This window comes from Pseudidiomarina sp. WS423 (assembly GCF_050750165.1).
GTDB classification, from domain to species: Bacteria; Pseudomonadota; Gammaproteobacteria; order Enterobacterales; family Alteromonadaceae; genus Pseudidiomarina; species Pseudidiomarina fusca.
In genome coordinates, this window is sequence record NZ_JBOJLN010000006.1 from 21,705 (window position 1) to 47,216 (window position 25,512).

Annotated in this window: 24 protein-coding genes; 16 read left to right on the plus strand and 8 right to left on the minus strand. The window is 50.3% G+C overall.

Going from position 1 to position 25,512, the window contains the following annotated elements; translation table 11 throughout:
* Positions 1-45: 45 nt before the first annotated feature.
* The 10 genes from apt to ACQ661_RS06995 all read left to right on the plus strand — a co-directional run bounded on the left by apt (position 46) and on the right by ACQ661_RS06995 (position 10,618).
* Positions 46-564 (plus strand): adenine phosphoribosyltransferase, encoded by a 519-nt coding sequence (gene apt / locus ACQ661_RS06950; RefSeq protein WP_431668006.1) that lies wholly within the window; start codon positions 46-48, stop codon positions 562-564.
* A gap of 57 nt (positions 565-621) precedes the next feature.
* A complete protein-coding gene (dnaX, locus tag ACQ661_RS06955; protein ID WP_431668007.1) occupies positions 622-2,958 on the plus strand; it encodes a DNA polymerase III subunit gamma/tau in 2,337 nt (778 codons plus the stop codon).
* A gap of 18 nt (positions 2,959-2,976) precedes the next feature.
* On the plus strand, positions 2,977-3,309 hold the full coding sequence (locus tag ACQ661_RS06960) for a YbaB/EbfC family nucleoid-associated protein (RefSeq protein ID WP_153826693.1): 333 nt from the start codon (positions 2,977-2,979) through the stop codon (positions 3,307-3,309).
* 15 nt (positions 3,310-3,324) lie between these two features.
* Positions 3,325-3,933: a recombination mediator RecR gene (recR, locus tag ACQ661_RS06965; RefSeq protein ID WP_431668008.1), complete on the plus strand. Its 609-nt coding sequence runs from the start codon at positions 3,325-3,327 to the stop codon at positions 3,931-3,933.
* Positions 3,934-4,010: 77 nt separating this feature from the next.
* A complete protein-coding gene (gene htpG, locus ACQ661_RS06970) occupies positions 4,011-5,900 on the plus strand; it encodes a molecular chaperone HtpG (RefSeq protein WP_431668009.1) in 1,890 nt (629 codons plus the stop codon).
* 125 nt (positions 5,901-6,025) lie between these two features.
* Positions 6,026-6,670 carry an adenylate kinase gene (gene adk, locus ACQ661_RS06975; RefSeq protein ID WP_110074712.1) on the plus strand — a complete coding sequence of 215 codons (645 nt, stop codon included), beginning with the start codon at positions 6,026-6,028 and terminating at the stop codon, positions 6,668-6,670.
* Between the two features lie 73 nt (positions 6,671-6,743).
* Positions 6,744-7,148 (plus strand): MAPEG family protein, encoded by a 405-nt coding sequence (locus tag ACQ661_RS06980; RefSeq protein ID WP_431668010.1) that lies wholly within the window; start codon positions 6,744-6,746, stop codon positions 7,146-7,148.
* Positions 7,145-7,939 (plus strand): alpha/beta fold hydrolase, encoded by a 795-nt coding sequence (locus tag ACQ661_RS06985; RefSeq protein WP_431668011.1) that lies wholly within the window; start codon positions 7,145-7,147, stop codon positions 7,937-7,939. Before ACQ661_RS06980 ends, ACQ661_RS06985 begins: the two co-directional genes overlap by 4 nt.
* Positions 7,940-7,945: 6 nt before the next feature.
* Positions 7,946-9,145, plus strand: a complete 1,200-nt coding sequence (locus ACQ661_RS06990) for an aminotransferase class V-fold PLP-dependent enzyme (RefSeq protein ID WP_431668012.1) — start codon at positions 7,946-7,948, stop codon at positions 9,143-9,145.
* A 66-nt stretch (positions 9,146-9,211) separates the two neighbouring features.
* On the plus strand, positions 9,212-10,618 hold the full coding sequence (locus ACQ661_RS06995; RefSeq protein WP_258306499.1) for an MATE family efflux transporter: 1,407 nt from the start codon (positions 9,212-9,214) through the stop codon (positions 10,616-10,618).
* A gap of 58 nt (positions 10,619-10,676) precedes the next feature.
* Here ACQ661_RS06995 and hisIE read toward each other — a convergent pair whose 3' ends face one another.
* From hisIE to hisG, 8 genes are read right to left on the minus strand one after another with little or no spacing between them, the layout of a single operon-like run.
* A complete protein-coding gene (gene hisIE / locus ACQ661_RS07000) occupies positions 10,677-11,309 on the minus strand; it encodes a bifunctional phosphoribosyl-AMP cyclohydrolase/phosphoribosyl-ATP diphosphatase HisIE (protein WP_431668013.1) in 633 nt (210 codons plus the stop codon).
* A 40-nt stretch (positions 11,310-11,349) separates the two neighbouring features.
* Positions 11,350-12,123 (minus strand): imidazole glycerol phosphate synthase subunit HisF, encoded by a 774-nt coding sequence (gene hisF, locus ACQ661_RS07005; protein ID WP_110074707.1) that lies wholly within the window; start codon positions 12,121-12,123, stop codon positions 11,350-11,352.
* Positions 12,093-12,842 carry a 1-(5-phosphoribosyl)-5-[(5-phosphoribosylamino)methylideneamino]imidazole-4-carboxamide isomerase gene (gene hisA, locus ACQ661_RS07010; protein ID WP_431668014.1) on the minus strand — a complete coding sequence of 250 codons (750 nt, stop codon included), beginning with the start codon at positions 12,840-12,842 and terminating at the stop codon, positions 12,093-12,095. Before hisA ends, hisF begins: the two co-directional genes overlap by 31 nt.
* Positions 12,823-13,440 (minus strand): imidazole glycerol phosphate synthase subunit HisH, encoded by a 618-nt coding sequence (hisH, locus tag ACQ661_RS07015; protein WP_431668015.1) that lies wholly within the window; start codon positions 13,438-13,440, stop codon positions 12,823-12,825. Before hisH ends, hisA begins: the two co-directional genes overlap by 20 nt.
* The gene (gene hisB / locus ACQ661_RS07020; protein WP_431668016.1) at positions 13,437-14,519 is read right to left on the minus strand and encodes a bifunctional histidinol-phosphatase/imidazoleglycerol-phosphate dehydratase HisB; all 1,083 of its coding nucleotides are present in this window, start codon (positions 14,517-14,519) and stop codon (positions 13,437-13,439) included. Before hisB ends, hisH begins: the two co-directional genes overlap by 4 nt.
* Positions 14,516-15,610, minus strand: a complete 1,095-nt coding sequence (gene hisC / locus ACQ661_RS07025; protein ID WP_431668017.1) for a histidinol-phosphate transaminase — start codon at positions 15,608-15,610, stop codon at positions 14,516-14,518. The genes hisB and hisC overlap by 4 nt, the downstream gene beginning before the upstream one ends.
* A complete protein-coding gene (hisD, locus tag ACQ661_RS07030; protein WP_153826684.1) occupies positions 15,607-16,914 on the minus strand; it encodes a histidinol dehydrogenase in 1,308 nt (435 codons plus the stop codon). Before hisD ends, hisC begins: the two co-directional genes overlap by 4 nt.
* Before the next feature lie 3 nt (positions 16,915-16,917).
* Positions 16,918-17,826 (minus strand): ATP phosphoribosyltransferase, encoded by a 909-nt coding sequence (hisG, locus tag ACQ661_RS07035; protein ID WP_153826683.1) that lies wholly within the window; start codon positions 17,824-17,826, stop codon positions 16,918-16,920.
* Positions 17,827-18,365: 539 nt separating this feature from the next.
* On the opposite strand from hisG, the gene ACQ661_RS07040 reads away from it, so the two are divergent.
* The 6 genes from ACQ661_RS07040 to rnd all read left to right on the plus strand — a co-directional run bounded on the left by ACQ661_RS07040 (position 18,366) and on the right by rnd (position 25,507).
* Entirely contained in the window at positions 18,366-20,288 is a 1,923-nt protein-coding gene (locus ACQ661_RS07040) for an ATP-dependent DNA helicase (protein WP_431668018.1), read from the plus strand.
* Positions 20,288-20,977, plus strand: a complete 690-nt coding sequence (gene tsaB / locus ACQ661_RS07045; RefSeq protein ID WP_431668019.1) for a tRNA (adenosine(37)-N6)-threonylcarbamoyltransferase complex dimerization subunit type 1 TsaB — start codon at positions 20,288-20,290, stop codon at positions 20,975-20,977. The genes ACQ661_RS07040 and tsaB overlap by 1 nt, the downstream gene beginning before the upstream one ends.
* A 120-nt stretch (positions 20,978-21,097) precedes the next feature.
* Positions 21,098-21,685, plus strand: coding sequence for a Slp family lipoprotein (locus ACQ661_RS07050; RefSeq protein WP_431668020.1), 588 nt, complete (start codon positions 21,098-21,100; stop codon positions 21,683-21,685).
* Between the two features lie 2 nt (positions 21,686-21,687).
* Positions 21,688-22,617, plus strand: a complete 930-nt coding sequence (locus ACQ661_RS07055; RefSeq protein ID WP_431668021.1) for an alpha/beta fold hydrolase — start codon at positions 21,688-21,690, stop codon at positions 22,615-22,617.
* Positions 22,618-22,690: 73 nt separating this feature from the next.
* Positions 22,691-24,367, plus strand: coding sequence for a long-chain-fatty-acid--CoA ligase FadD (fadD, locus tag ACQ661_RS07060; protein ID WP_431668022.1), 1,677 nt, complete (start codon positions 22,691-22,693; stop codon positions 24,365-24,367).
* A gap of 3 nt (positions 24,368-24,370) precedes the next feature.
* Positions 24,371-25,507 (plus strand): ribonuclease D, encoded by a 1,137-nt coding sequence (gene rnd, locus ACQ661_RS07065; protein WP_431668023.1) that lies wholly within the window; start codon positions 24,371-24,373, stop codon positions 25,505-25,507.
* The last annotated feature ends 5 nt before the right edge of the window (positions 25,508-25,512 follow it).

A 25,512-nucleotide genomic window follows, 5' to 3' on the forward strand; every position in this document is an offset into this window, starting at 1 on the left:
TAAGGCAGCATCAGCTGAGGGCAGGCGCATTAAGGGTAATTCACCATGCAATTAACCGATCACATTCGCGCCATCCCTGATTACCCTAAGCCGGGTATTGTGTTTCGTGACATCACGCCGTTATTGGCCGATGGGGCTGCATTCAAGCATACCGTAGATGCTTTGGTAGCACGTTATCGCGACCAAGGTATCACTAAGATTGTTGGGATTGAGGCTCGTGGCTTTATTTTTGCAACGGCGCTTGCCTATGCGCTGGGTGTTGGCTTTGTGCCTCTGCGTAAACCGGGCAAATTACCACGCCAAGTAGTGAGTCAGCGTTATGCGCTCGAATACGGTGAAGATGAGCTGCAACTGCACGCTGATGACATTACCGCTACCGACAAGGTGCTGATCATTGATGATTTGCTCGCCACGGGTGGTACCGTGCTAGCCGCGGTAGCCTTAGTGCAGGCCTTGGGAGCCGAAATTGTGGAATGTAGTTTCGTGATCACCCTGCACGATTTACCCGGTGCTGAACGGCTAAACCAAGCGCAGATTCCATACTATACCCTGTGCGAGTTTTAGGGTAACTTAGGGGCTTTAGTCATCGGCTTCTTTTAACCAGCGGACAAGCGAATAGACATGAGTTATCAGGTTTTAGCACGGAAATGGCGACCGCGTAATTTTGCTCAGGTAGTAGGGCAGCAGCATGTACTCAAACCCTTGTTTAACGCCCTTAAAACAGGGCGGTTGCACCATGCTTGGTTGTTAACCGGTACCCGTGGGGTAGGTAAAACAACCATAGCTCGTATTCTTGCCAAGAGTCTTAACTGCGAGCAAGGTATTACCGCTGAACCCTGCGGCACTTGTAGTGCTTGTGTGGCGATAGAACAAGGGCGTTTTGTCGATCTTCTAGAGATAGACGCGGCCTCACGTACCAAAGTTGAAGATACCCGCGAACTACTCGATAACGTGCAATATGCGCCTACTCAAGGGCGCTTTAAAGTGTACCTGATAGATGAAGTGCACATGCTCTCTCGGCATAGCTTTAATGCCTTGCTTAAAACCTTAGAAGAACCGCCTGAGCACGTGAAGTTTCTGCTTGCTACCACAGATCCGCAAAAGCTCCCCATTACGGTACTGTCACGTTGCCTGCAGTTTAACTTGAAGGCTTTGAGCCGCGATGAGATTGCCAACCATCTACAGCAGGTGCTTAGCGCCGAACAGATCCCGTTTGATGCCGATGCTATTCAAGCATTAGCGCGGGCTGCTCAAGGTAGTTTGCGTGATGCTCTTAGTTTAACTGACCAAGCTATAGCCCAGGGTGAACAAGCTGTTACTGTGGCTGGGGTACAACAAATGCTGGGTAGTGTGCCTGGCTATGAGGTGGCACAGCTGTTGCAACAAATAGTGGCGGGAGATGCTGCTGGGATGATGCAAACGCTAGATAATGTGGCCAGCCAAGTTCCAGACTTAGCCGGTTTACTGCCCGAATTACAGCAGACAGTGCAGCAAATGGCCCTGTTCCAAGTGGTACCTCATAGTGCTTGGGTCACCCAACTGGATGAACAAGCTCAGCAGCTCGCTGGGCAGCTAGCAGCTGAACTGCTGCAAGTTTTTTACGACATCCTCGTACAAGGGCGCCGTGATTTAGCACTCGCTGCCGATGTGCGCAGTGGTGTTGAAATGACCTTATTGCGGCTGCTAGCTTTTCGGCCGCAATCGTTAGAAGTGAATGAAACCCCAGCTGTGACGGGGGCTAGCGCGACTGTAAAAAAGCCCCAAGCGGCCAGCGCAACTGAGTCAGTGCAGGCTGATGCGGTGTATCAGCAAACGCCTCATGGTGCCGCCGATACCGAGCATCAAGTAACTGAAAGCGCCGCGCCGCCCGATAGCAAACCAGTCGCAGCTGAGCATCAGTCTGAGCAAACTCACGCGGCGCCGGTCACATCAGTTCAAGCGGCTGACGATGACGAGATACCAGCTTATTTAGGGGACGATGACGATGATGACGACGACCGTTTTGCTGATTTTGCGGAAGCGCCACGTGCAACTCATGCTGCAAACACAGCTGCAAGCAGTGCTACAAGCACAGCCCCGGTAGCAGCGCCATCAGTAGCAGCTGACGGCGCTACAGCGCAGCCAGCTGCGGGCCCTGCGGCAACGACGCCGGCAGCAACCAGCAAACCTGATTTAGCAGCTTTGATGGCCACTCGTGCGGCGCTGGTTGAAAAACAGCAAAGCTCTAAACAACCAGCGTCAGCCAGTGCAGCCGCGCCAGAGCTAGCGGCGCCAACCGAACTAGCCAGTGCAGCAGTAGAAGTACCAGCAACAGCGCCAGCAGAACAAGCCCGAGCAGTGGCGCCTGTAGCAACGCCAGCAGAACCAGCAACGCCAGCAGAATCAGCTCGTTCAGCAGCAGAAATACCAGCAGCAGAAGCGCTAGCAGCAGGAGCACCAGCGCCAGCACCAGAACCAGCAACGCCAACCGAACCCGTTACACCAGCGGCACCAGGACAACCAGCAAACACGAGTTTAGCGACGCCGGCTGTGAGTACCTTGCAATTAGATCAGCTGGAATTAGCGCCACAGGTGCGCTTGGCAGCTGAAATTGATGGTTGGGCGGCGATGATAGATCATTTAGAATTACATGGCTTGACCAGGCAGTTGGCTCGTAATGGTAATCTACAAAAGACCGCCCAAGGGCACGTGTTAGTTTGCCAGAAAAACTGGGCCTATCTCTTGAATGACGCAGCCATCGATACCATTAAACAGGGGATGTTGGCGCAATTTGATATTCAATTGTTAGATGTGGTGATTGGCGATACCCAGCAAGCTACGCCAGCAGAAATTCAACAGTACATAGATGCGCAGCGATTAGCGCGTGCAAAACAAACCTTGCAGCAAGATCCTGTAGCTCAACAATTAGCGCAAGTCTTTGGCGCAGAGTTACAAGAAGACTCGGTGCAACCCGAATAACCAAACGAAGAGGTAGTTATGTTTAAAGGTGGTGGTTTAGGAAACATGATGAAGCAGGCGCAGAAAATGCAAGAGCGCATGCAACAAGTGCAAGCTGAAATCGCGAGTATGGAAGTAGTAGGTGAAGCGGGCGCTGGTCTGGTTAAAGTAACCATGCTTGGCAATCATAACGTGCGCCGCGTTGCCATCGATCCTAGCTTGATGAGCGATGACGACCAAGAAATGTTGGAAGATCTGATTGCTGCGGCAGTAAACGACGCGGTGCGTCGGGTAGAGCAAACCAGCAAAGAAAAGATGGCTGAAGTAGCTGGCGGTATGAACTTGCCACCTGGCTTTAAGATGCCGTTTTAAGACACAGGTATTCAGATGCAATTAAGTCCGGCAATACAAGAGCTCATTCAAGCCTTAAAGGTGCTCCCTGGGGTCGGTCCGAAAAGTGCCCAGCGGATGGCGTTTCAGCTGTTGGAACGTCAACGCGAGGGTGCTCAGCGGTTGGCGCAAGCACTAACGCAGGCAGTCGAAAAAGTAGGTCATTGTAATGATTGTCGGACGTTAACAGAGTCGCCGCAGTGCGTGATTTGCGCCCACCCCGCACGGCAACAAAGTGGCATGTTATGCATTGTTGAAACCCCTGCCGATGTGCTGGCGATTGAGCAAACGGGGCAGTATCAAGGACGCTATTTTGTATTGATGGGACATTTGTCGCCGCTCGATGGGATTGGTCCGGAAGATATAGGTTTAGATGTGTTGGCACAACGGCTAAGTAGCGAATCCATCCAGGAAATCATTCTGGCGACAAATCCGACCGTCGAAGGTGAAGCTACAGCGCACTACATTGCTGAATTGGCGCGGCAAGCCCACATTAAGACGTCGCGCATCGCTCATGGGGTGCCGGTGGGTGGTGAACTTGAGTATGTTGACCAAGCTACCTTAGGTCATGCCTTTTCTGGGCGAAAAATTATCGAAGCAAACTAGCCAAAGGTGCTTGAAATCTCAAGCACCATCCCCATCTCTGCTGTAGTGTTTAACTAAATAGTGCAGGAGAAACCACTATGGCGGAGACCCGTCAAGCAGAAACCCACGGTTTTCAAACCGAAGTGAAGCAGTTGCTCCACTTAATGATTCATTCATTATATTCCAACAAAGAGATTTTTCTGCGGGAACTCGTTTCCAATGCATCGGATGCTGCGGATAAGTTGCGCTTTAAAGCGCTTAGCGATGGCAGCCTACTAGCCGACGACGGTGAGTTATGGGTGCGCGTGAGTGCCGACAAAGACGCAGGAACTATTACCATCAGCGATAACGGCATTGGCATGACTCGCGAAGAAGTGATGACCAATCTAGGCACCATTGCTAAATCTGGTACTGCAGACTTCTTCAGCCAATTATCTGGTGATCAAGCCAAAGATAGCCGCCTGATTGGGCAGTTTGGGGTAGGTTTCTACTCTGCTTTTATTGTCGCTGATAGCGTTACCGTACGGACCCGCGCAGCAGGCGCGAGCGCCGATGAAGGGGTGGAATGGACCTCGCGCGGTGAAGGCGAGTTTGATATTGCGGTTATCCAGAAAGCGAAACGCGGCACCGATATCATTTTGCATGTACGCGAAGATGCTAACGAGTTCTTAGACGAATGGCGGTTAAAGAGCATCATCACCAAATATTCAGATCATTTGAGTATTCCGGTGCAAATGCCGAAGCGCGATGATGACGATAAGCACACGGGTTGGGACAGCGTCAACTCGGGCCAAGCCTTATGGACTCGCGATAAAAGCGAGATCACTGACGACGAATACAAAGAGTTTTATAAAACCGTAGCCCACGACTTTGATGAGCCGCTACTCTGGAGTCATAACAAAGTTGAGGGTACCAGCGAGTACACCAGCTTACTTTATATTCCTAAGCGTGCGCCATGGGATTTATGGAACCGCGATCAGCAACATGGCATTAAGCTGTATGTGAAGCGGGTGTTCATCATGGACGACGCCAAGCAGTTGATGCCAACTTACTTGCGGTTTGTGCGTGGATTGATGGATTCAGCTGATTTGCCACTCAACGTGTCGCGTGAAATCCTACAAGACAATAAGATCACGCGCTCAATGCGTAACGGTAGCACCAAGAAAATCTTGAGCATGCTGAGCAAGTTAGCTAAAGACGAGCCAGACACTTATCAAGAGTTCTGGAATACCTTTGGTACTGTGCTCAAAGAAGGCCCGGCAGAAGACAGCGCGAACCAAGAAAAAATCGCAAGTTTACTGCGCTTTGCCTCGACCCATGAAGATCAGCGCGAGGCTCGAGTTAGCTTAGATGCCTACCTTGAGCGTATGTCTGAAAAGCAAGACAAGATCTACTACATTGTCGCCGATAGCTACGAAGCTGCGCGAGATAACCCAGCCCTTGAGATTTTCCGTCAAAAAGGGATTGAGGTGTTGTTGTTATCAGAGCGTATTGATGAGTGGTTAATGAGCCACATGAGCGAGTACAAAGAAAAACCGTTCCAATCAGTAACGCGCGGTGACTTAGACTTAGGTGAGTTAGATGACGCCGAGACCAAGCAAAAACATGAAGCTGCAGAAAAGTCGTTCAAACCGCAATTAGAGCGTTTTGAAAAGGCGCTTGGCGAACAGATTAAAACCGTTCGGGTGACCCATCGGTTAACTCAATCACCGGCTTGTATTGTCACTGATGACAACGACATGAGTACGCAAATGGCGAAGCTGATGGAAGCCGCAGGGCAACCGGTGCCAGAAACCAAGTATATTTTCGAAATCAATCCAGAGCATACGTTGGTACAGAGGATCACTGCGCTCACCGATGAGCAACGCTTTGCTGAATGGGCTCATTTATTGCTTGATCAAGCAACGTTAGCTGAGCGTGGCAGCCTGAAAGATCCTGCTCAGTTTGTGACCCGCTTAAATCGGTTGATGTTAGAACTAACCGAATAATAGCTGTGCAACCGAGCATTGTCCGACCAAAGTCGGCAATGCTCGGACTTGTAAAGGTGCGAGCCAGCAGGTAAAGTTCGCATTTATTCGTTGGCAAAACACACACAAGTTAAAAGAGGTTGTTCATGCGCATTATCTTGTTGGGCGCTCCAGGCGCAGGGAAAGGTACTCAAGCGCAGTTTCTGATGAAAACGTTTGGGATTCCACAGATCTCAACCGGAGACATGTTGCGAGCTGCAATTAAAGAAGGTACCCCACTAGGTCAACAAGCCAAGGCTATTATGGATGCTGGCAAGCTGGTATCTGATGATATTATGATTGGCTTAGTGAAAGAGCGAGTTGCCCAAGCTGATTGCGCCAACGGCTTCTTACTCGACGGTTTTCCGCGCACCATCCCGCAAGCTGATGGCATGCATGCTGCTGGTATTGATGTGGATGTGGTACTTGAGTTTGCAGTCCCAGATGAGGTCATTGTGGAACGCATGGGCGGCCGTCGAGTGCATCCAGGTTCTGGTCGGGTCTATCATGTGCAGTACAATCCACCGCAAGTAGCCGGAAAAGATGACGAAACCGGTGAAGATCTGGTGATTCGTGATGATGATAAAGAAGCCACGGTACGCAAACGCCTAGCAATTTATCATGAACAAACCGAGCCTTTGGTAGCATATTATCGTAAACTAGCCGAACAAGGTAAAACGGCCTTCCACAAAATTGATGGAACCCGTGATGTTGAGGTTATCAGTGCCGAGTTAGGTGAGCTGTTAAGTTAGCTTTAACCGGTCAATAATAATCAAAAAGCCCGCCTTGTGTGGGCTTTTTTTATAATAAAAATCAGGAGCCACCATGGACATAAACTTATCTGTAAGTCTGCTTTATGCGGGTTTACTAACCTTGCTTTATATCGTGCTAGCCATCGACATTATTCGCCTGCGTTGGCGTCATCGGGTGGGTATTGGTACCGGCAATGCACAAGATTTAGAAGTTGCGGTGCGTATTCATGGTAATTTTTCTGAGTACGTACCACTGAGCTTGCTGTTGTTAGTACTGATGGACTTAACCGGTGCGTCTGCGAGCTTATTACACGGGCTAGGAGCCTTGTTATTCGTGGCGCGAATTGGCCATGCCTTAGGGCTTAAATTGAGTATTGGAACCTCGTGGGCGCGCACTGTGGGTGTGCTTGGTACCTTTATTACCTTAATGCTGCAAGCTGGCTACATGATTGGTTATTTTGTTGGGCAGGTGCTATGAGCGAGTTAGCCGGAGTTTATCGTAATGGTACGGCTGGCCAGCCAGTACTAGTGTTACTGCATAGTTCACAGAGCAATAGTGGCCAATGGCGGGCGTTACAAACCCAATTACAAACAGAGTACGATATCATCGCCATCGACTTGCTGGGTTATGGACAAGCGCCTGCGGTTGCAACTGGGGTAGAGCCTGAAGCCTTTCGCTTTAGCGACGAAATACCGCGAGTGATAGAAGCCTTACAACACCATCAGATAACCCAACCGGTAACCTTAATTGGTCACTCTTATGGGGGGGCTTTGGCGTTAAAGTTAGCGTTAGAACAACCCTTTGTTGTTGACCGTGTGGTGCTGTTTGAGCCGGTGGCATTTCATGTCTTAGACCATCAAGACCCAGCGCGAGCTGAAATTGATGCCATTGCTGCACAAATGGACCAGTATGATGCGCAGGCAGCTACCCGTAATTTTGTCGATTATTGGAATGAGCCAGGCTACTTTGACGCTTTACCTGATAAAATTAAGCGCTTAATGGTTGCTCAAGCAAGTAAAGTCGCCATGGACTTTTCAGCGTTGATGGGCGAGCCCCATAAATTACAAGATTACCGCCACGTGCAGCAGCCGTTACTACTATTGCAAGGATCCAGTACTCAAGCTAGTGCGAAGCAAGTGGCGCAGCAACTCTTGCATGTGTTACCCCATGCCACTACGGTTACTTTACCCTGCGGACATATGGGGCCATTAACCCATGCTGCATTAGTTAACCAGCAGATCATCGAGTTTTTACAACAGACGAGTTAGAGTCAGGTGAGCTATCAACCGCCGTTACAGCAATTTGAGTTCTGTCAGCAACAACCAGAGCTGGCCTATTTTGATAGTGCTGCCAGTTGCCAAGTACCGCAATCGGTATTAGCTAAGCTACTGGATTATTATCAACACCAGCATGCCAATGTGCATCGCGCTAGTTATGCACGCGGGCGGACCGCTACCCAGTGCTATGAGCAAGCGCGACGAGATTGCGCCCAAGCGATTGGGGCAACGGCTGCACAGGTGAGCTTCCAGGCCTCCACCACCAGTGCCTTGAACGGTTTGGCGCAGCAGTTACCGGTAGCTTGGCAGGCGGGCGATGAAATTTTGCTAAGTAGTGCTGAGCATCATGCCAACATTTTGCCGTGGCAGCGCTTGGCTGCTCAACATGATTTACGACTGCGATTTATTAGCCTTGATAGAGCAAGCGGTGAGTTGGGTGAATGGCAACACTTATTGGGGCCGCGCACCAAGGTGGTCAGTCTTACCTTAGCTAGCAATATTACCGGAACTCGATTTGCGCTTGAGCCGGTTTTGGCGGCAGCCCAGCAGCAAGGGGCTTGGACCATTGTGGATGCGGCCCAAGCCGTTGCTCATGAGCAGCTGGCTGTAACGCAGTTGGGCGCCGATGCGGTGGTGTTCAGTGCGCATAAGGCCTACGGTGTCGCCGGCTGTGCGGTGTTGTGGTTAAGCCAAGCTTTACTTGCTGCCAGTGAACCTTTTACGGTGGGTGGTGGTATTGTCACTAGCGTAACTAAAAGCCACGCCAATTTGGTCACAGGTATTTATAAATTTGAAGCTGGCACCCCTAACGCGGGCGCAGCGGTTGCTGCTGCCAGTGGCTTAGCTTGGTTACAGCAACAGCAGCAATTGGGCCTGCATGATTATTTACAAGCGCTACGGCAGCAGTTGTGGCAACAGTTGCAGCAGCGTGCTTGGTTAACCTTATTACCCACGGGTAAACAGCATACCCCAGTGATTGCTTTTTACAGCGATGAGTTTCAGGCCCACGACATCGCCACTTGGTTAGATCAGCACCAGATTGCGGTACGTGCAGGGCACCATTGCGCGCAAATCTTATTGCAAGATTGGCAGTTACCAGCGGTAGTCAGGGTGTCTTTAGCAGCGTACAATACGCCCGCGCAAATTGAGCGGTTAGTAGCGGCACTCGATGCTGGTTGGCAATTATTTGCCGACTAAGCCGCCGCTGACGAACCTGCCAGTGCCTGCATGTTTTGCCTTTTTCTTTGTTAGGAGAGTAGTACCTTGAACCAGCAAGCCAGCCCGGTTGCGTCACACTGGTGGACAGAATCGAAAAAATTAGCTCGGTTAACGGGCCCTATCCTGATCGCTCAATTAACGCAGATGTTAATGAGCGTGGTGGATACCTTGATGGCGGGGCGGGTGAGTGCCACCGATTTAGCCGCGGTATCGGTTGGTGGAAGCATTTGGGTTCCTTCTACCCTCATTATTATGGGCATGGCGTTGGCGCTAGCCCCTATCATTTCGCATTTAGATGGTGGTGGTAAGCAGCGTAAAGTTGCCAATATGGTGCAGCAGGGTATTTACGCTGCCATGTTGGGTGGCGCTTTGTGCTTTATCGTGATCATGTGTGCACCTTTGATCCTCAATGCCATGAGTGTTGAAGATAATTTCCGCGATATCACCTTAGATTATCTGATGTATGTAGCCACAGCGATACCTGCCTTGGTGATCTACATGGTGTTGCGAAATTTCTGTGAAGGCTTGTCGCATACCATGCCCAGCTTAGTGGTGGGGATTATTGGTTTAATCGTGAATATTCCAGTTAACTACGTCTTTATTTACGGTGTAGGCGGTTTTCCTGAGCTTGGTGGTGCCGGTTGTGGCGTCGCTACCAGTATTGTGATTTGGGTGATGGCGCTAAGCATGGTGCTGTATGTAAGCTTAGCTAAGCGCTTCAAAAAAATCGGGGTGTTTAAGCGCTGGCATGCGCCAAACTGGGATGATGTTTGGTACATAGTGCGTATTGGCTTTCCGATTGCGACCTCGATGTTTTTTGAGGTGAGTCTGTTTGCCGCCGCAGCCTTAGTGATAGCACCCTTAGGTGCAACCGTGGTGGCCAGTCATCAGATCGCATTAAATATTTCGTCGTTGGTGTATATGGTGCCGCTGAGTTTATCCATGGCTGTTACCTTGCGGGTAGGCTTTGCGTTGGGCGCTGGTAATCCAGCAAACGCGATGCTCAGTCATAAGTTAGCCACCTTGTATGGGATGACCTTTGCCGCCGTCAATGGCTTGATTATGTACATTACCGGGGCTTGGTTAGCTGGGCTCTACACCGATGATCAAGCGGTGATCCAGTTGGCTGCAACCTTGATGGGGCTGGCTGCTATTTTTACCCTGTCGGACACCTTTCAAGCGATTGCAATAGGCACCTTGCGTGGCTACAAAGATACCAAAGTGGTGATGTTTATTACCTTTGTGTCGTACTGGCCACTAGGCTTAACCGTGGGTATCTTATTGTCATTAACGGATACCATAGTGCCTTCTATTGGTGCTGCTGGTATGTGGGTTGGCTTTATTGTGGGTTTATCGGTGGCAGCGGTGCTGCTAACTTGGCGCTTGCGGGTTGTGAGCCGCCGCTACAATGAGCAGCACGGGCTGAGTTTAACTCAGCATCCGCACGCTTAATTCAGTATCGGCATAGCAGCGCAAGGTTAGTATCAGCCTGCGCTGCTAGTGCCAGGCGCTATGATGAAGTAGAAGCCGGCTGATGCCGTTTTTGCAACACAGCTAACACATCATTCAAACTTAAATCGCGGGCGGCTAATACCACCAGCAGGTGATAGAGCAGATCGGCACTTTCATTGAGCAATTCGTGATTGTCACCGGCCGTGGCAGCAAGTGCTACTTCAACCCCTTCTTCTCCTACTTTCTGTGCCGCGCGTTTGATGCCAGCGGCAAACAAGCTGGCAGTATAACTGCTGCTCGGATCTGCATTGCGGCGCGAACTGATGGTATCCATCAGGGTTTGCAACATCGGCGTTGAATGCTCATCGCTAAAACAGCTGCGGCTACCTAGATGACAGGTAGGGCCGAGCGGTAGCGCCCGAATAAGCAAACTATCCTGATCACAATCGGTATGCACACTAACTACTTGCAAAAAGTGTTCAGAGCTTTCGCCTTTGGTCCATAGCCGCTGTTTGCTGCGGCTAAAAAAAGTCACTCGCTGGTGGCTTAGCGTGTGCGCTAAAGCCTCACTGTTCATGTAGCCTTGCATTAACACTTCGCCACTTAGGGGATGTTGTACCATGGCTGGTAACAACCCATCCGCAGCTTTACTAAAATTTACGACAGCTTGATTGGCTGGAGTAATAAGCATAACTCAGTATCCTTGTGCATGGGTACAAGCGGCGCTTGCGTTAGCGTCGTACCACAATCTCTTGCGTAGCTAAATAATCTTTTAACTCGCTAATTTCAATAATGTTCTTGTGAAAGACCGAGGCCGCCAAAGCGCCATCGACAGCAGCTTGCTGAAACACCTCAGCAAAGTGTTCTTTGGCACCCGCGCCACCCGATGCAATCAGTGGAATAGGGCAACTACGGCGTAGCGTTTGCAACTGGGCAATATCGTAACCTTTGCGCACGCCATCTTGGTTCATGCAGTTCAGCACCACTTCGCCAGCGCCTCGTGCGACCACTTCCGCTAACCAATCAGCCGTTTGCCACCGGGTTTTCTGAGTACGTTGCTCGTCACCAGTAAACTGATAAACCTGATAGGTTTGGCTTTCGCTGTCAAAAAAACTATCAATGCCAATCACAATACATTGTTGTCCAAACTCATCGACCAGTTGATTGATTAAGTCGGGATTTTGCAGTGCTGGCGAGTTAATCGATAGTTTATCAGCGCCCATAGCTAACAGCTGTTGCGCTTGCTCAATCGAGCTAATGCCACCGGCTACGGTAAAGGGGATATCGATCAGACGCGCCACCCGTTCTACCCAGGATTTATCAATCACGCGGGCATCGGCCGACGCGGTGATATCGTAAAAGACTAACTCGTCAGCTCCGGCCGCAGCATAGCGCTCGGCAAGTGGTTCGATAGCGCCAATAATTTCGTGATTACGAAATTGCACGCCTTTGACGACTTCGCCATTGCGCACGTCTAAACAGGGGATGATGCGTTTGGCCAGCATGCGAGCGCCTCCTTCAACGTAAATCGACCGGTGAGCAGCGCTTTACCAAGAATCGCGGCATCGCATTGGTTGGCTTGCAACTGCTCTAAATCGGTTAAATCAGCAATCCCCCCCGAGGCTTGAATCACTAGGCTAGGGTAGGCTTGTTTGAGCCGCTGATACAGCTCGACATTGGTGCCCGTTAACATGCCATCACGGCTGATGTCGGTGCACAACACATGACGCAACCCTACCGGTAAATACTGCTCAATCATTTGCTCCAAGGTTAGCTCGGATGATTGCTGCCAACCGTGGGTAGCGACCCAAGCTTGGCCGTCAGCGTCAATGTTCACATCCAATGCCAGCACAATGGCATCGCTGCCATAGTGGCTGAACCAGTGTTGCACCAAGGCTGGTTGTTTCACCGCCACCGAACCTAACACCACTCGCTGCACGCCACAAGCAAACAGTTGTTCAAGGTCGGCTTGGGTACGAATACCGCCACCTACTTGTACCGACATGGTGGTTGCAGCGGTGATTTTTTGCAATAGTTGCAACTGCCGTTGGGCGGGATCACGGGCACCATCTAAATCGACTAAATGCAACCATTGAGCACCGGCTGCTTGGTAATCAGCAACGATCGGCAGGGGATCACTAGCAAAGGTTGTTTGTCGAGCAAAATCACCTTGTTGTAAACGCACGACCTCGCCGTTAATTAAATCAAGTGCGGGTATCAGCATCAGTTAGCTCCAAAAAGTTCTTGAGGATGGTAGCACCCGCAGCTCCCGATCGTTCCGGGTGAAATTGGGCGCCAAAAAAGTTACTGCTTCTGACCATGGCAGCAAAGGTTTGGCCGTAGTGACAACTTGCGATGGTGTGGGCACTCACGGCCACCGCAAAACTGTGCACAAAATAAAAATAACTGGCATCCGGCAAACCTGCTAAGAGCGGGTTGTCGGCACGGCCATCCACGGTGTTCCAACCCATGTGCGGTAGCGGTAGATCTGCTGCTTGTAGGCGCTCGGTTCGAGTTGGAATAATGCCGAGGCAATCAACATTGCCTTCGGCTGATGCGGTGGTTAACAGCTGCATCCCCAAGCAGATACCCAACACCGGCTGTTGTAACTGGCGCAGGGTATCAACGAGTTCCAGTCGCTGTAAGTTGCGCATGGCGGCGGCGGCGGTGCCGACCCCCGGTAAAATCACCCGGTCAGCACTATTAATCAGCGCCGCATCGGCGGTTATCAGCGGGCTTACACCTAGGCGTTCAAATGCAAAGCGCACTGAGCTGATATTAGCACAGGCGGTATCTACGATGACTAGGCTTGGCTTACTCATGCCAGCATCCCCTTGCTTGAAGGTAAACTTTGTTCGCCCGTGCGCGCGATAGCAGCTCTTAGTGCGCGGCCAAACACTTTGAACAGACTTTCAACCTGATGATGACTGTTACCCTCGGTGGTGCTTAGGTGGAGTGATATCGCCATGGCATCGCTTAATGAGCGGAAGAAGTGACCGACCATTTCGGTCGATAATTCACCTACTTTGTCACGGCTAAAATCGGCCTCAAACTGCAGGTGAGGACGCCCAGAAAGATCGATCAGACATTCTGCCCGACACTCATCCATCGGCAAGGCAAAACCGAATCGGCCGATACCACGCTTGTCGCCCAGCGCTTGGCGTAACGCCTGGCCGAAAGCCAGAGCCGTATCTTCCACAGTGTGGTGCTCATCAATGTGCAAATCACCCTGTACCTGCAGGTTGAGGGCAAAACCAGCGTGGGTGGCTATTTGTTCCAACATGTGGTCAAAAAAGCCAATCCCAGTGCTGATGCTAATAGGCTGGCTGGCATCTAAATCGAGCTCAACTAAAATATCGGTTTCGCGGGTGGTGCGTTGTACCTTGGCTTGTCGTGGCTTGGCCAATAACTGGTGGGCGATAGTCGCCCATGAAGTTGTGGCTGGATCATATTTGATGCCTTGAATCCCCATATTTTCAGCCAGTTGCAGGTCGGTATCACGGTCTCCAATAACATATGACTGAGTGAAATCGACACGGCCTTGTTGCAGATAGTCTTTGACCAAGCCCAAGGCCGGCTTACGACAACTACAGGCCTGCTCCGCAAAGTGTGGACAAATCAAGACGTCGTCAAAACGTATGCCCTGTGAACTAAACACGTCCATCATTAAGTTGTGGGGCGCATCAAAATCCGCTTGTGGAAAGCTGTCGGTGCCTAAGCCATCCTGATTAGACACCATCACCAAACGATAGCCAGCTTGCTGTAATTGCAGTAAGGCCGGGATCACGCCAGCTTCAAATTTAAGCTTGGCTAAACTATCAAGTTGTTTATCAATCGGCGGCTCTTCTACTAAAGTGCCATCGCGGTCGATAAATAAAATTTTCTGGGCTGCTGAACTCATGGAAATACCTTCAATAATTGGTCCATTTCGGCGGCGCTGCCAATACTGATGCGCACACTGTTGGCTAGTCCTAATTGCTGCGACTGATTACGAATTAAAATACCCGCAGCGGCAAAGTGCGCTACGATCGCCGCCGCATCTGTTACTGTGAGCAACACAAAATTGGTACAGCTGGGCCAAATCTTAATCACCCAGCTGGCATCTGCTAGCGCTGCTAGCAATCGCTCGCGCTGGGTGTTGGTTGCTGCTACCTGTTGCTGCATGGCGTTGATGGCAGCATCAGATAATGCTTGCGTGGCGATAGTTACCGTCGTTTGTGGCAACGGATAAGGAGCAATCACCTTGCGTATCGCTTCAATGATATCGGCTGGCGCTAAGGCAAAACCGCAGCGAATACCGGCTAAACCAAAGGCTTTTGATAGCGTTCGCAACACCACCAATTGCGGGTACTGCTGCAACCATGAGCTTACTTCATTTAGAGCCTGTACAGAGCTTGCTGCGGCAAACTCAATGTAGGCTTCGTCAACCACTACAATAGCACGTTCGCCTACTTGCTGTAGCAACTGCTGCAACGAGTCTAGGGTTAAGTTATTGCCGAGCGGGTTAGAGGGATTGCAGACAAAAATAAGTTTTACGGTTTGCGCTGCCGTTTGTATTTGCTCAAGGATGGCCGGAACATCCAATTGTTGTTGTTGCAGCGGTACGCTAATTACCCCTGCACCGTGCGTTTGCGCACTGATGGCATACATACCGTAGGTGGGGGGGCAAATGACGATGCTATCGCGACCAGGTTCGCAAAAGGTACGAATCAGCAATTCAATGGCTTCATCGCTGCCACGACAACTGAGTACTTGCTCGGCGCTAACCCCAGCGTAACTGGCGTAAGCCTGATTGAGAGCTGCGCTTTGAAACGACGGGTAACGATTGAGATCGCTACCGCTCATGGCGTTATCAGCTACGGCGGCTAATGGGGTGCTGGGAGCTTCGTTAGCATTCAGCCACACATTGCCACCACTCATGCTGCGGCGTGCCGAGGCATAAGGCGTTAACTGGGCGAGGTGAGCTCGCTGTAATTTGCTGGCCAAACTCATACTGATTGCTCCAACCGAATACTAACCGCACGGGCATGGGCTGATAACCCTTCGGTTTCAGCAAGATCGATAATAGCGTTAGCAAGACCAGCTAAGCCGGCTTGGCTAACCCGTTGTAAGGTGTAGCGCCGATAAAAATCTAACAAACCAAGGCTACTGTAATTGCGCGCAAAGCCGTAAGTAGGTAACACGTGATTAGTACCGGTGGCATAATCGCCGCCAGACTCTGGCGTGTAATGGCCGACAAAAATCGACCCAGCATGGGTTAACTGCGCTAAATAATCTTCAGCACTATCTAACTGCACTGATAAGTGCTCAGGGGCATATTGCTGGCTAATGGCGATGGCTTCGGCAAGGTCGCTGACTTGAATGAGGGCGCTACCAGCAAGAGCTCGACGGGCAATGTCCGAGCGCGGTAACTGCTCTAATTGTTCGGATAAAGCCAGCGTGACTTGCTCCAATAACTGTGCCGATGGAGTTAGCAAAATCACCTGCGAATCAGCACCGTGCTCGGCTTGAGATAATAAATCAGCCGCCACAAAGGCCGGATTAGCGCTGTCATCGGCAATCACCAACAGCTCAGAAGGCCCTGCTGGCATATCAATTGCTGGGCCCCCCGGAATCTGGGCAACTAATTGTTTGGCAGCGGTAACATAGCTGTTGCCCGGGCCAAAAATTTTCGCCACCGGCGCCATGCTTTCGGTACCCAGCGCTAGCGCTGCGATAGCTTGTGCTCCGCCACAGCGATACACCTCGGTGATACCACATTTTTGCGCCACGTACATCAGAGCTGGAGACAGCTGACCGTTGCGATCCGGTGGGCTGACTAATACCCGGCGTGGATTATTTGCAAGTTGCGCCGGTACGCCTAACATTAATGCGGTAGATGGCAGTACAGCCGTGCCACCAGGAATATAAAGGCCAACTGCTTCTAACGCGTGATATTGTTGGGTGCAGCTCACCCCCGGGGCAGTTGTTACGGTAACCGCCTGCGGCTGTTGCGCTTGGTGAAACGCATAAATGGTCTGATAGGCCGTATCAATGGCTGCTTTAACTTGTGGCTCTACTAAGGCGGCTTGGGCAGCAATTGCCGCCTCGTCGTAACGCAGCTCAGTTAAGCTCGGGCAATCAAATTGTTGGGTGTACTTGAGCACCGCCGCATCGCCGTCATTGGCAACCGCATCAATGATCGCTTGCACCTGGCTAAGTAGCTCGGCTGATTGTGCTTGAGCAGGACGCGCCAGCAACTGACGTTGCTGGTCGGCCGTGAGCTGTTGCCAAATAACTTGTTGAAGTTGTGCCATAACTTAACCCATCATTTTTTCAATTGGTAAGACTAAAATGGAACTACAGCCGATGGCTTTAAGTTGTTCCATGGTTTCCCAGAATAAGGTTTCGGTGCTCACCACGTGCACTGCCACGAGTTCTTCGGTGTGGCTTAACGGCAGTACGGTAGGGCGCTCAGCACCAGGCAGTAACTGAACAACTTGCTCGAGTTGCGCAACCGGAGCGTGCAGCATGATGTACTTGCTTTCTTTCGCCATTTGCACGCCATCGATGCGCGGTAGCAATTGATCAACGATAGCTTGCTTGGCCGCAGGCAGGCTACCAGGGCGTTGAATTAACTGTGCTTGCGAGCGGAAGATGACTTCTTTTTCAATCAAGCCGTTGGCTTCTAAGGTGGCGCCGGTAGAGACTAAATCACAAATTGCATCGGCTAATCCGGCACGTGGAGCGACCTCAACACTACCGGTAAGAATAGCGTTGCTGGCGCTGATACCTTGTTGCTGTAAGTAATTTTGCAACAGATAGGGGTAGGTGGTGGCAATGCGTTTGCCCTGTAAATCCGCTAACCCTTGATAATTGTCTTCTTTGGGAACCGCAATGGATAATCGGCATTGGCCAAATTCTAGTGCCCGCAGGCGAGTAAAATCATAACTGATGTTGGTAGCTTTACGCTCTAAACGAACTTCTTCCAGCACATTTTCGCCGACCAAGCCAAGATCAACCACCCCATCCATCACTAAGCCCGGGATATCGTCATCACGTACGCGCAACAAATCAACCGGTTGGTTACTGCTGTGCGCGAGTAAACGGGCCTCGTGCAGACTGAAGCGAAAACCACAGGCTTGCAGTAGGGCAATGGATTCCGTGCTTAAACGACCTGATTTTTGAATGGCGATGGTTAATCGCTGTGAACTTTTATCTACAACCATAATATTCTCCAAATAAAAACCCCGCGAAGGATTGCCTTGCGGGGTTCTAGTTCGGAGAAGGCAATCCCAAATGAAATGAGTTAGCCTTCAGCACACAAAACTGGGCTAACGATATCTATGATGATGGTGGTGCCAGTTTTGCTTGGTCATAATGTACTCCATTAAATTACCAGTGTGTGCTCAATAATGTTGATGAAAGAGGTTTGAAGATTAAAAAGCAGGCATGTTATCGTCCTACTATGAAACCGTCTTTCTCATCAATTCGTGGCTTTATTGTATAGAAAAATATGACGCCATCAAGCCTAAATTTATTGGATGATTAAATTTCCTGTCTGCAAGTTGTATAACTTTGTTGTGGCGGTTAAATGAGCCGGTCTTGTTACTATAAATAGGCTTGTTGGGCACCACCGCCAATCTAAATGATTCAGCTTGGCAGACGCCTCGATAAAGGCATCATGGTGTTACTACCCAAGTGACTTTTTGCCAACCATCAGCCGAGTTTATGGTAGGCTTAAGTTTTCTCCTATACGATAGACTTTATGGCCAAGATCAGTTCCTATTTTGAAGCCGACAGTGTGCTGGCACAAGCGCTGCCGGGATTTGCACCGCGCGCTGCGCAAACCACCATGGCCACCGCTGTTGCCAGCACCTTAAAAAAGCGGCAGCAATTAGTGGTCGAGGCTGAAACCGGCACCGGTAAGACTTATGCTTATCTGGTACCGGCGCTGTTAAGTGATGGTAAGGCCATTATTTCTACGGGTACTAAAGCCTTGCAAGAGCAGTTGTTTCACCGCGATCTTCCCACCTTGCGTAAACTGTTGGCGCCGAGCAAAGTGGTGGCGCTCCTCAAAGGACGCGCTAATTACTTGTGCATACATAGGTTGCAAGCAGCCCAAGCTCATGCCAGTGAACTCACTAAAGTACAGCAACAGCAGTTACGTGAGGTGCAGATTTGGGCGCAGCGTACCCGCGATGGCGATGTTGGCGCGATCAGCGGACTCCCAGAAGATGCTGAGATTTTGCCGGTGGTAACAAGTACGGTGGACAATTGCTTGGGCCGTGATTGCCCTCTGTACGATGATTGTCACCTGGTGCTGGCCCGCAAAAAGGCCTTAGATGCTGATTTAGTGGTGGTAAATCATCACTTATTCTTTGCTGATATGGCACTGAAGGATGTTGGTTTTGGTGAATTGGTACCAGCTGCTGATGCAGTGATTTTTGATGAGGCGCATCAGTTGCCAGATATTGCTAGTCAGTATTTTGGCGAAGCTGTGTCTAGTCGTCAGCTGCAAGAATTGGCCCACGAAATTAAGGTACTGTACTTAACCGAGCTTAAAGATTTGCGCCAGTTAGAAAAAGCCGCTGATAAACTCTTGTTAAGCTTACGCGATTGGCGCTTGGTGTTTCCGACCGAGCCACAACGCGGCAACTGGCGACAGCATGCGGCGCAAGCAGAAGTACAACAAGCGGCGCAAGCGGTAGAAGATAGCCTGACGTTTTTAGTGCAGGTAATAAAGCAAGCGTTGGGGCGCAGCAAAGATTTAGATAATGCCTACGACCGCTGTATCGATGGCTTGGCGAAATGGCAGTTGTTGATGGATACCCAACGTACTGGCTACAGTTTTTGGTATGAAACCACCGTGCGGCAAGTGACCTTGCATCAGACTCCCTTAAGTGTCGCTGATAAGTTTGGGGGCTATTTAAACCGCTCCGACATGGCGTGGATTTTTACCTCAGCAACCCTAGCCGTGGGCGAAGATTTTACCCACTTTACCCACCAGTTGGGTTTATACAAAGCGGCAACCTTATGCTTACCAAGCCCTTTTAATTTTGCTGAGCAGGCGGTCTTGTGTATGCCTCGATACTTGCCGCAACCCCATGAGTTTAGCATGGCGGACAAGCTGGTAGAGATAGTCCTGCAGGTGCTTGAAGTCAATACCAGCGGCGGTACGTTTGTGCTGTTTACCAGCCATCGCATGTTGCAACGGGTGGCGACTTTATTGGCACCTTTAACCGAGCGCGAACTGCTGGTGCAAGGTAGCACCAGTAAACGGGAGTTGTTAGAGCAATTTATCGCCAACGGGCGGGCGGTGTTGCTAGGCACAGCCTCGTTTTGGGAAGGTGTGGATGTGCGCGGCGATGCGTTACGCTGCGTAATCATCGATAAGTTACCCTTTGCATCGCCCGACGACCCCTTGCTGCAAGCGCGAGTCGAGGATTGTCGTTTACGTGGAGTTGAGCCCTTTATGCGAGTACAATTGCCACCTGCGATTATCGCACTCAAGCAGGGTGCGGGGCGACTCATTCGTGATGCCCATGACCAAGGTGTGTTGATTGTCTGCGATCAACGGTTGGTGACTAAACCTTACGGTGGCTTGTTTTTGAAAAGCTTGCCAGCCATGCGTAGAACGCGCGAATTAAATGATGCCTTAGAATTTTTAAAAGCTTTGGAGACCAGTTAGTGAAGCACACTGTTTTAGCCTTAGATACTTCTACCGAGATGTGCTCGGTAGCTTTGCGTGTGGGCAACCAATGGGCCCAGCGCAGCATGTTGGCGCCGCGTGAACATTCACAGAAAATTCTAACCTTAATTGATGAGGTACTAGCTGAGTTTGAGCTTGGTCTAGCAGACGTGGAACAGCTGGTGGTAGGCCACGGGCCGGGTAGTTTTACTGGGGTGCGCATTGGCGTTTCAGTGGCGCAAGGGTTGGCCTTCAGTCAGAACCTCCCGGTAGTGGCCGTGAGTACTTTGGCGGCCTTGGCACAGCAAGCCATACGCTTACATGATGCGAAGACTATAGTGAGCGCCATTGATGCCCGAATGAATGAAGTTTACGTTGCGGTTTATCACCATCAAGCCGGGTTGGCGAAGCCGACCCTCGCGCCACAAATGGCCAGTCTAACGGCCTTAGCGCAACAACCTTGGTGGCCAGCAGGGCCAGTTACGGCAGTGGGCACGGGTTGGCAGGCTTATGGCGAGATCTTAGCGGCGGGCGCTAGCGTACAGATTCTGGATGATGTCACCTTGCCGCTGGCAGAAGATATGATTCGCCTTGCTGATGCCGGTTTACCTGCAGTTGATGCGGCCGATCTTGAACCGCTTTACGTGCGTAATGAAGTGACTTGGAAAAAGCTACCGGGACGTGCATAACGCCGGCCGTTAAAAAGCCTGCTTGATACATAATTTTACAAGATATTTGCGGGAACTAACTGGTAACAAGGCTTTTCTAAACTATGCTATACAGATGCATGCACGCAGAGGAGTAGACAAATGAAACAGTTATGGTTGATGGGTCTTGCGGCACTTTTTCTAGGCGCATGTTCGTCCGTTCCTGATGAACTCGAAGTAGTCGATGAAGCAAGTTTGGTGAGTTATAAGAATGCGCTCGAGCAGCCGGAGCAATATATCGGCCAGCCAGCGCGTTGGGGCGGTATGATTGCAGCGGTGCGTAACACTGATGCGGGTACCGAAATCGAAGTGGTTCACTTAGAACTGCAAGGTTGGGGACGTCCCGTTCCAAGCGATCAAAGCGATGGGCGGTTTCGTGCCAAACTGGCCGGCTTTGTGGACCCCATGGTTTACAAAGAAGGGCGCTATATTACCTTTACCGGGACCATAGCCGCAGCTGAAACGGGAATGATTGACGAATACAACTATTTGTTCCCGGTACTGAATGCCAGTGGCAAATATTTGTGGCCGATTCAAAAAGAAAAAACTCAAGTTGAGGTAGATTATAGTTCGTTATGGTATCGTCATTACTACTTCAGCCGTCCGCACTACCCAGGTCCGGTGATTATTCGCAATACCCAGGGTGCTAGCGAGGGCGGTTCGGGCCAGTCAGATAAAGGAAATAATTGATTGTGACGACAACGGCAATAGCACCGTCTACGCAACTGCGTTATCAACAGGCTCGGCATCATGCTGAGCCTGTTTCTTTTGATTTACCCTGGGGCACCATGCGTGGTTTGCAATGGGGGCCTACAGATGGTTACCCACTCTTGGCTCTGCATGGCTGGCTGGATAATTGTCACAGCTTTTTGCCTCTTGCCGAAGAATTTTTGCAGTCGGATCTAGCCGGTGACTATCGTTTGATAGCACTGGATTGGGCTGGGCATGGGCATTCTGACCATCGACCGGCGGGCAATTATTATCCCTTTATCGATTATGTCTACGATATCTGGAGCTTGTGCCAGCAACAGCAATGGCCTCAGGTGGCTATTGTGGCTCATTCCATGGGGGCCTATGCGGCCAATATGTTGGCAGGCATTGCGCCAGAGTTAGTGAGCGAACTATTGGCAATAGAGGCCTTCGGTTTGATTGCCACCGCTGCGGATAAAACCACAACCGAGCTTCGCCAAGGCTTTCGTAGTCGTTGGCAGCAACAGCAAAAACAACCGCCACGCTATCCCAATCTTGATTTAGCCATCAGCGCCCGCGCTCAAGCTGGTGATTTTAGTCGTGAACTAGCGGCGCTTTTAGTTGAACGCGGCATTGAGCAATTCGGCCCCGAACATTATCAGTTTCGCGCTGATGGGCAACTGCGGGTAAGTTCTGCAGTGCGCTTAACTGCGGCTCAGATTGGTGATGTGCTAGCCCACATTGAATGTCCTTTTACCGTGCTGTTGGGTAGCCACGGACATCAGCGTCTAAAAACGGCCTTACAAGACTGGCGTGAGCAAGTTCCGCACCTACGGGTACACGAAGTTGAAGGCGGTCATCATGTTCATATGGAGCGCCCGGATGCGATTATTGGTTATTTATCACAGATAATTCGGCATCATAACGGCTAGGCAACACTGGTCGGATATGCGATGATTGCGTGTTAGTAAATTTTAATTAAAAGTATTCAGGAGCATGAAGCGCGTGGATAAAATTTGGCTAAAACGCTATCCAGCAGGGGTTCCGGAGACCATTGACCCGGATCACTTTAACTCGTTAATTGATATTTTTGAGCAAAGTGTAAAAACGTACGGCGATAAAGTTGCGTTTGTAAACATGGACACTGAGCTGACGTTTAATGAGTTAGATACGCTCAGTAGAGATTTTGCTGCTTACCTGCAACAGCAAGGTTTGCAAAAGGGCGATGCCGTCGCTTTGATGATGCCAAACTTACTGCAATATCCTATTGCGTTGTTTGGTGTATTGCGAGCTGGGATGACCGTGGTTAACGTGAACCCGCTATACACTGCCCGCGAATTAAAGCATCAGTTAAGTGATGCCAATGCGCAGGCCATTGTTATTTTGGATAACTTTGCGCACACCCTAGCGAAAGTGATTACTGAGGTACCGGTCAAGAAAGTGATCCTGACCAGTATTGGTGACATGTTACCAGCACCGAAGCGTTGGATTGTTAACTTCGTAGTTAAATACGTGAAAAAGATGGTGCCAGCCTATTCGTTGCAGCATACGACGCAGTTCAAACAAGTACTAGCGCAAGGCGCCAAAGCTAAGTATCAACGACCGCAAATAAGTGGTGATGATCTGGCTTTCTTGCAATATACCGGCGGTACTACCGGATTAGCTAAAGGTGCCATGTTGTCGCATCGCAATATGGTCGCGAACCTAGAAATGGTATCGGCGTTGGTCGCACCTTTGGTAGTCGATGGCGAAGAAACCGTGATCACGGCGTTGCCGCTGTATCATATCTTTGCGCTTACGGCCAACTGCTTGACCTTTATGAAGCACGGTGGACGCAATATTCTGATTACCAATCCGCGCGATATGCCAGGCTTCGTAAAAGAATTAAGCAAATACCCGTTCTCTATCATTTCTGGTGTGAACACCTTGTTTAATGGGTTATTACATGCCGATGGCTTTAAAGATTTAGATTTTTCCCATCTTAAGATCGCTTTAGGTGGCGGTATGGCAGTGCAACGCGCCGTTGCCGAGCACTGGGAGCGAGTGACTAAATCGCGCTTACTAGAAGGCTACGGCTTAACTGAATGTTCACCGATAGTGACCGTTAATCCTACGGATATAGAGCATTACAACGGTACCATAGGGTTGCCATTACCATCTACTGAAGTGCGTATCGTTGATGTCGATACTGGCGAGGTGTTACCACAAGGCGAAGCCGGCGAATTACAAGTGCGTGGCCCGCAAGTGATGGTAGGTTATCTGAACCGTCCTGATGAAACCGCCAAAGTGATGATTGATGGCTGGTTTGCCACAGGTGATATCGGTTTGATGGATGAGCAAGGCTTCTTCAAAATTGTGGACCGCAAAAAAGACATGATCTTAGTGTCAGGCTTTAATGTGTATCCTAACGAAATAGAAGACGTGATTGCTGAACATCCGAAAGTTCTTGAAGTTGCCGCAGTAGGGGTACCTCACGACAGTTCGGGTGAGCAAGTCAAAATCTTTGTGGTACGCAAGGATAAGTCGCTCACTGAAAAAGAATTGATTGCGTATTCACGTGAAAATATGACCGGTTATAAAGTGCCAAAATTAGTGGAGTTCCGTGAGGAGCTACCAAAAACTAATGTCGGGAAAATTTTACGGCGTGAGTTACGTGACGAAGAAGAGGCCAAAGCGAAATAATTAATGCTTCCTTTTAATCTGATCACCACTGCAGAGCAGCTTGCTGGGTTTTGCCAACAAGCTGATTCTGCAAGTTTTTTAGCGGTAGACACGGAATTTGTCCGTACCCGCACCTATTATGCCAAATTAGGTTTAATCCAGGTTCGCGCCGATGACTTGCTGGTGTTGATTGACCCACTTGCAGTGACGGATTTAACGCCACTGTGGCAGTTGTTCGCCAATCAACAACAACCCCTCGTTATTCATGCCGGTGGCGAAGACTATGAGATCTTGTCCCAGCACATGGGGCAGGTGGTGACTGGCGTGTTTGATACCCAAATTGCGGCAGCGGTAGCTGGTCATGGCGATGCGTTAGGCTACGCTGCCCTAGTGGCTCATTATAACCAAGTAGAGCTGGACAAATCCCAATCAAGAACCGATTGGCTGCAACGGCCTTTGGCAACTGAGCAGCTTGATTATGCCGCGGCTGATGTGTTTTATTTGCATCAAATTTACCCGCAGCTGTTGGCCGAGTTAAGCCCTGAGCAGCTAGCTATTGTGTTAGAAGAAACGGCGCTGCAAGTACAAAAGCGTGCCCATCAAGACCCACCACATTGGCTTTATTTGAGTTTTGGTAATGCTTGGCAGTGCAATCGCCAACAGCTGGCGGTATTGCGTGAGTTATTGCAATGGCGCTTACAGCGGGCACAGAAATCTGATATTCCACTGAGCTTTGTGGCTAAAGATCACACCTTGCTTGAGCTGGCACGACGCATGCCAAGCAGTATTCATCATCTACGTGGGGTGACCGACTTATCTCCGGTGACAGTACGCTACGCTGGTGAAGCCCTGCTACAAGCAGTTAGCAAGGGTGCAGATGCTAGTGACCAGCCAGCGAGTTTAGAACGCTTAACGGATATGCGCGGCTATAAAGTGGTGTTCAATGAGTTGAAGAAGCGCGTTAACGAGGTTGCTGCTGAACTGCAGTTACAGCCCAGTTTGGTCGCCTCACGGCGTCAAATTAACGATGTGATTCATTGGTTTTGGCAAGTACCAGCTGCTGCTCAAGCAGAATTAATGACGCCAGACTTGTTAACAGGTTGGCGCGGGGCTAAGCTGAAAGCATTCGCTGAAAAGTTATTATCTCAGCATCACTCATAAATGAA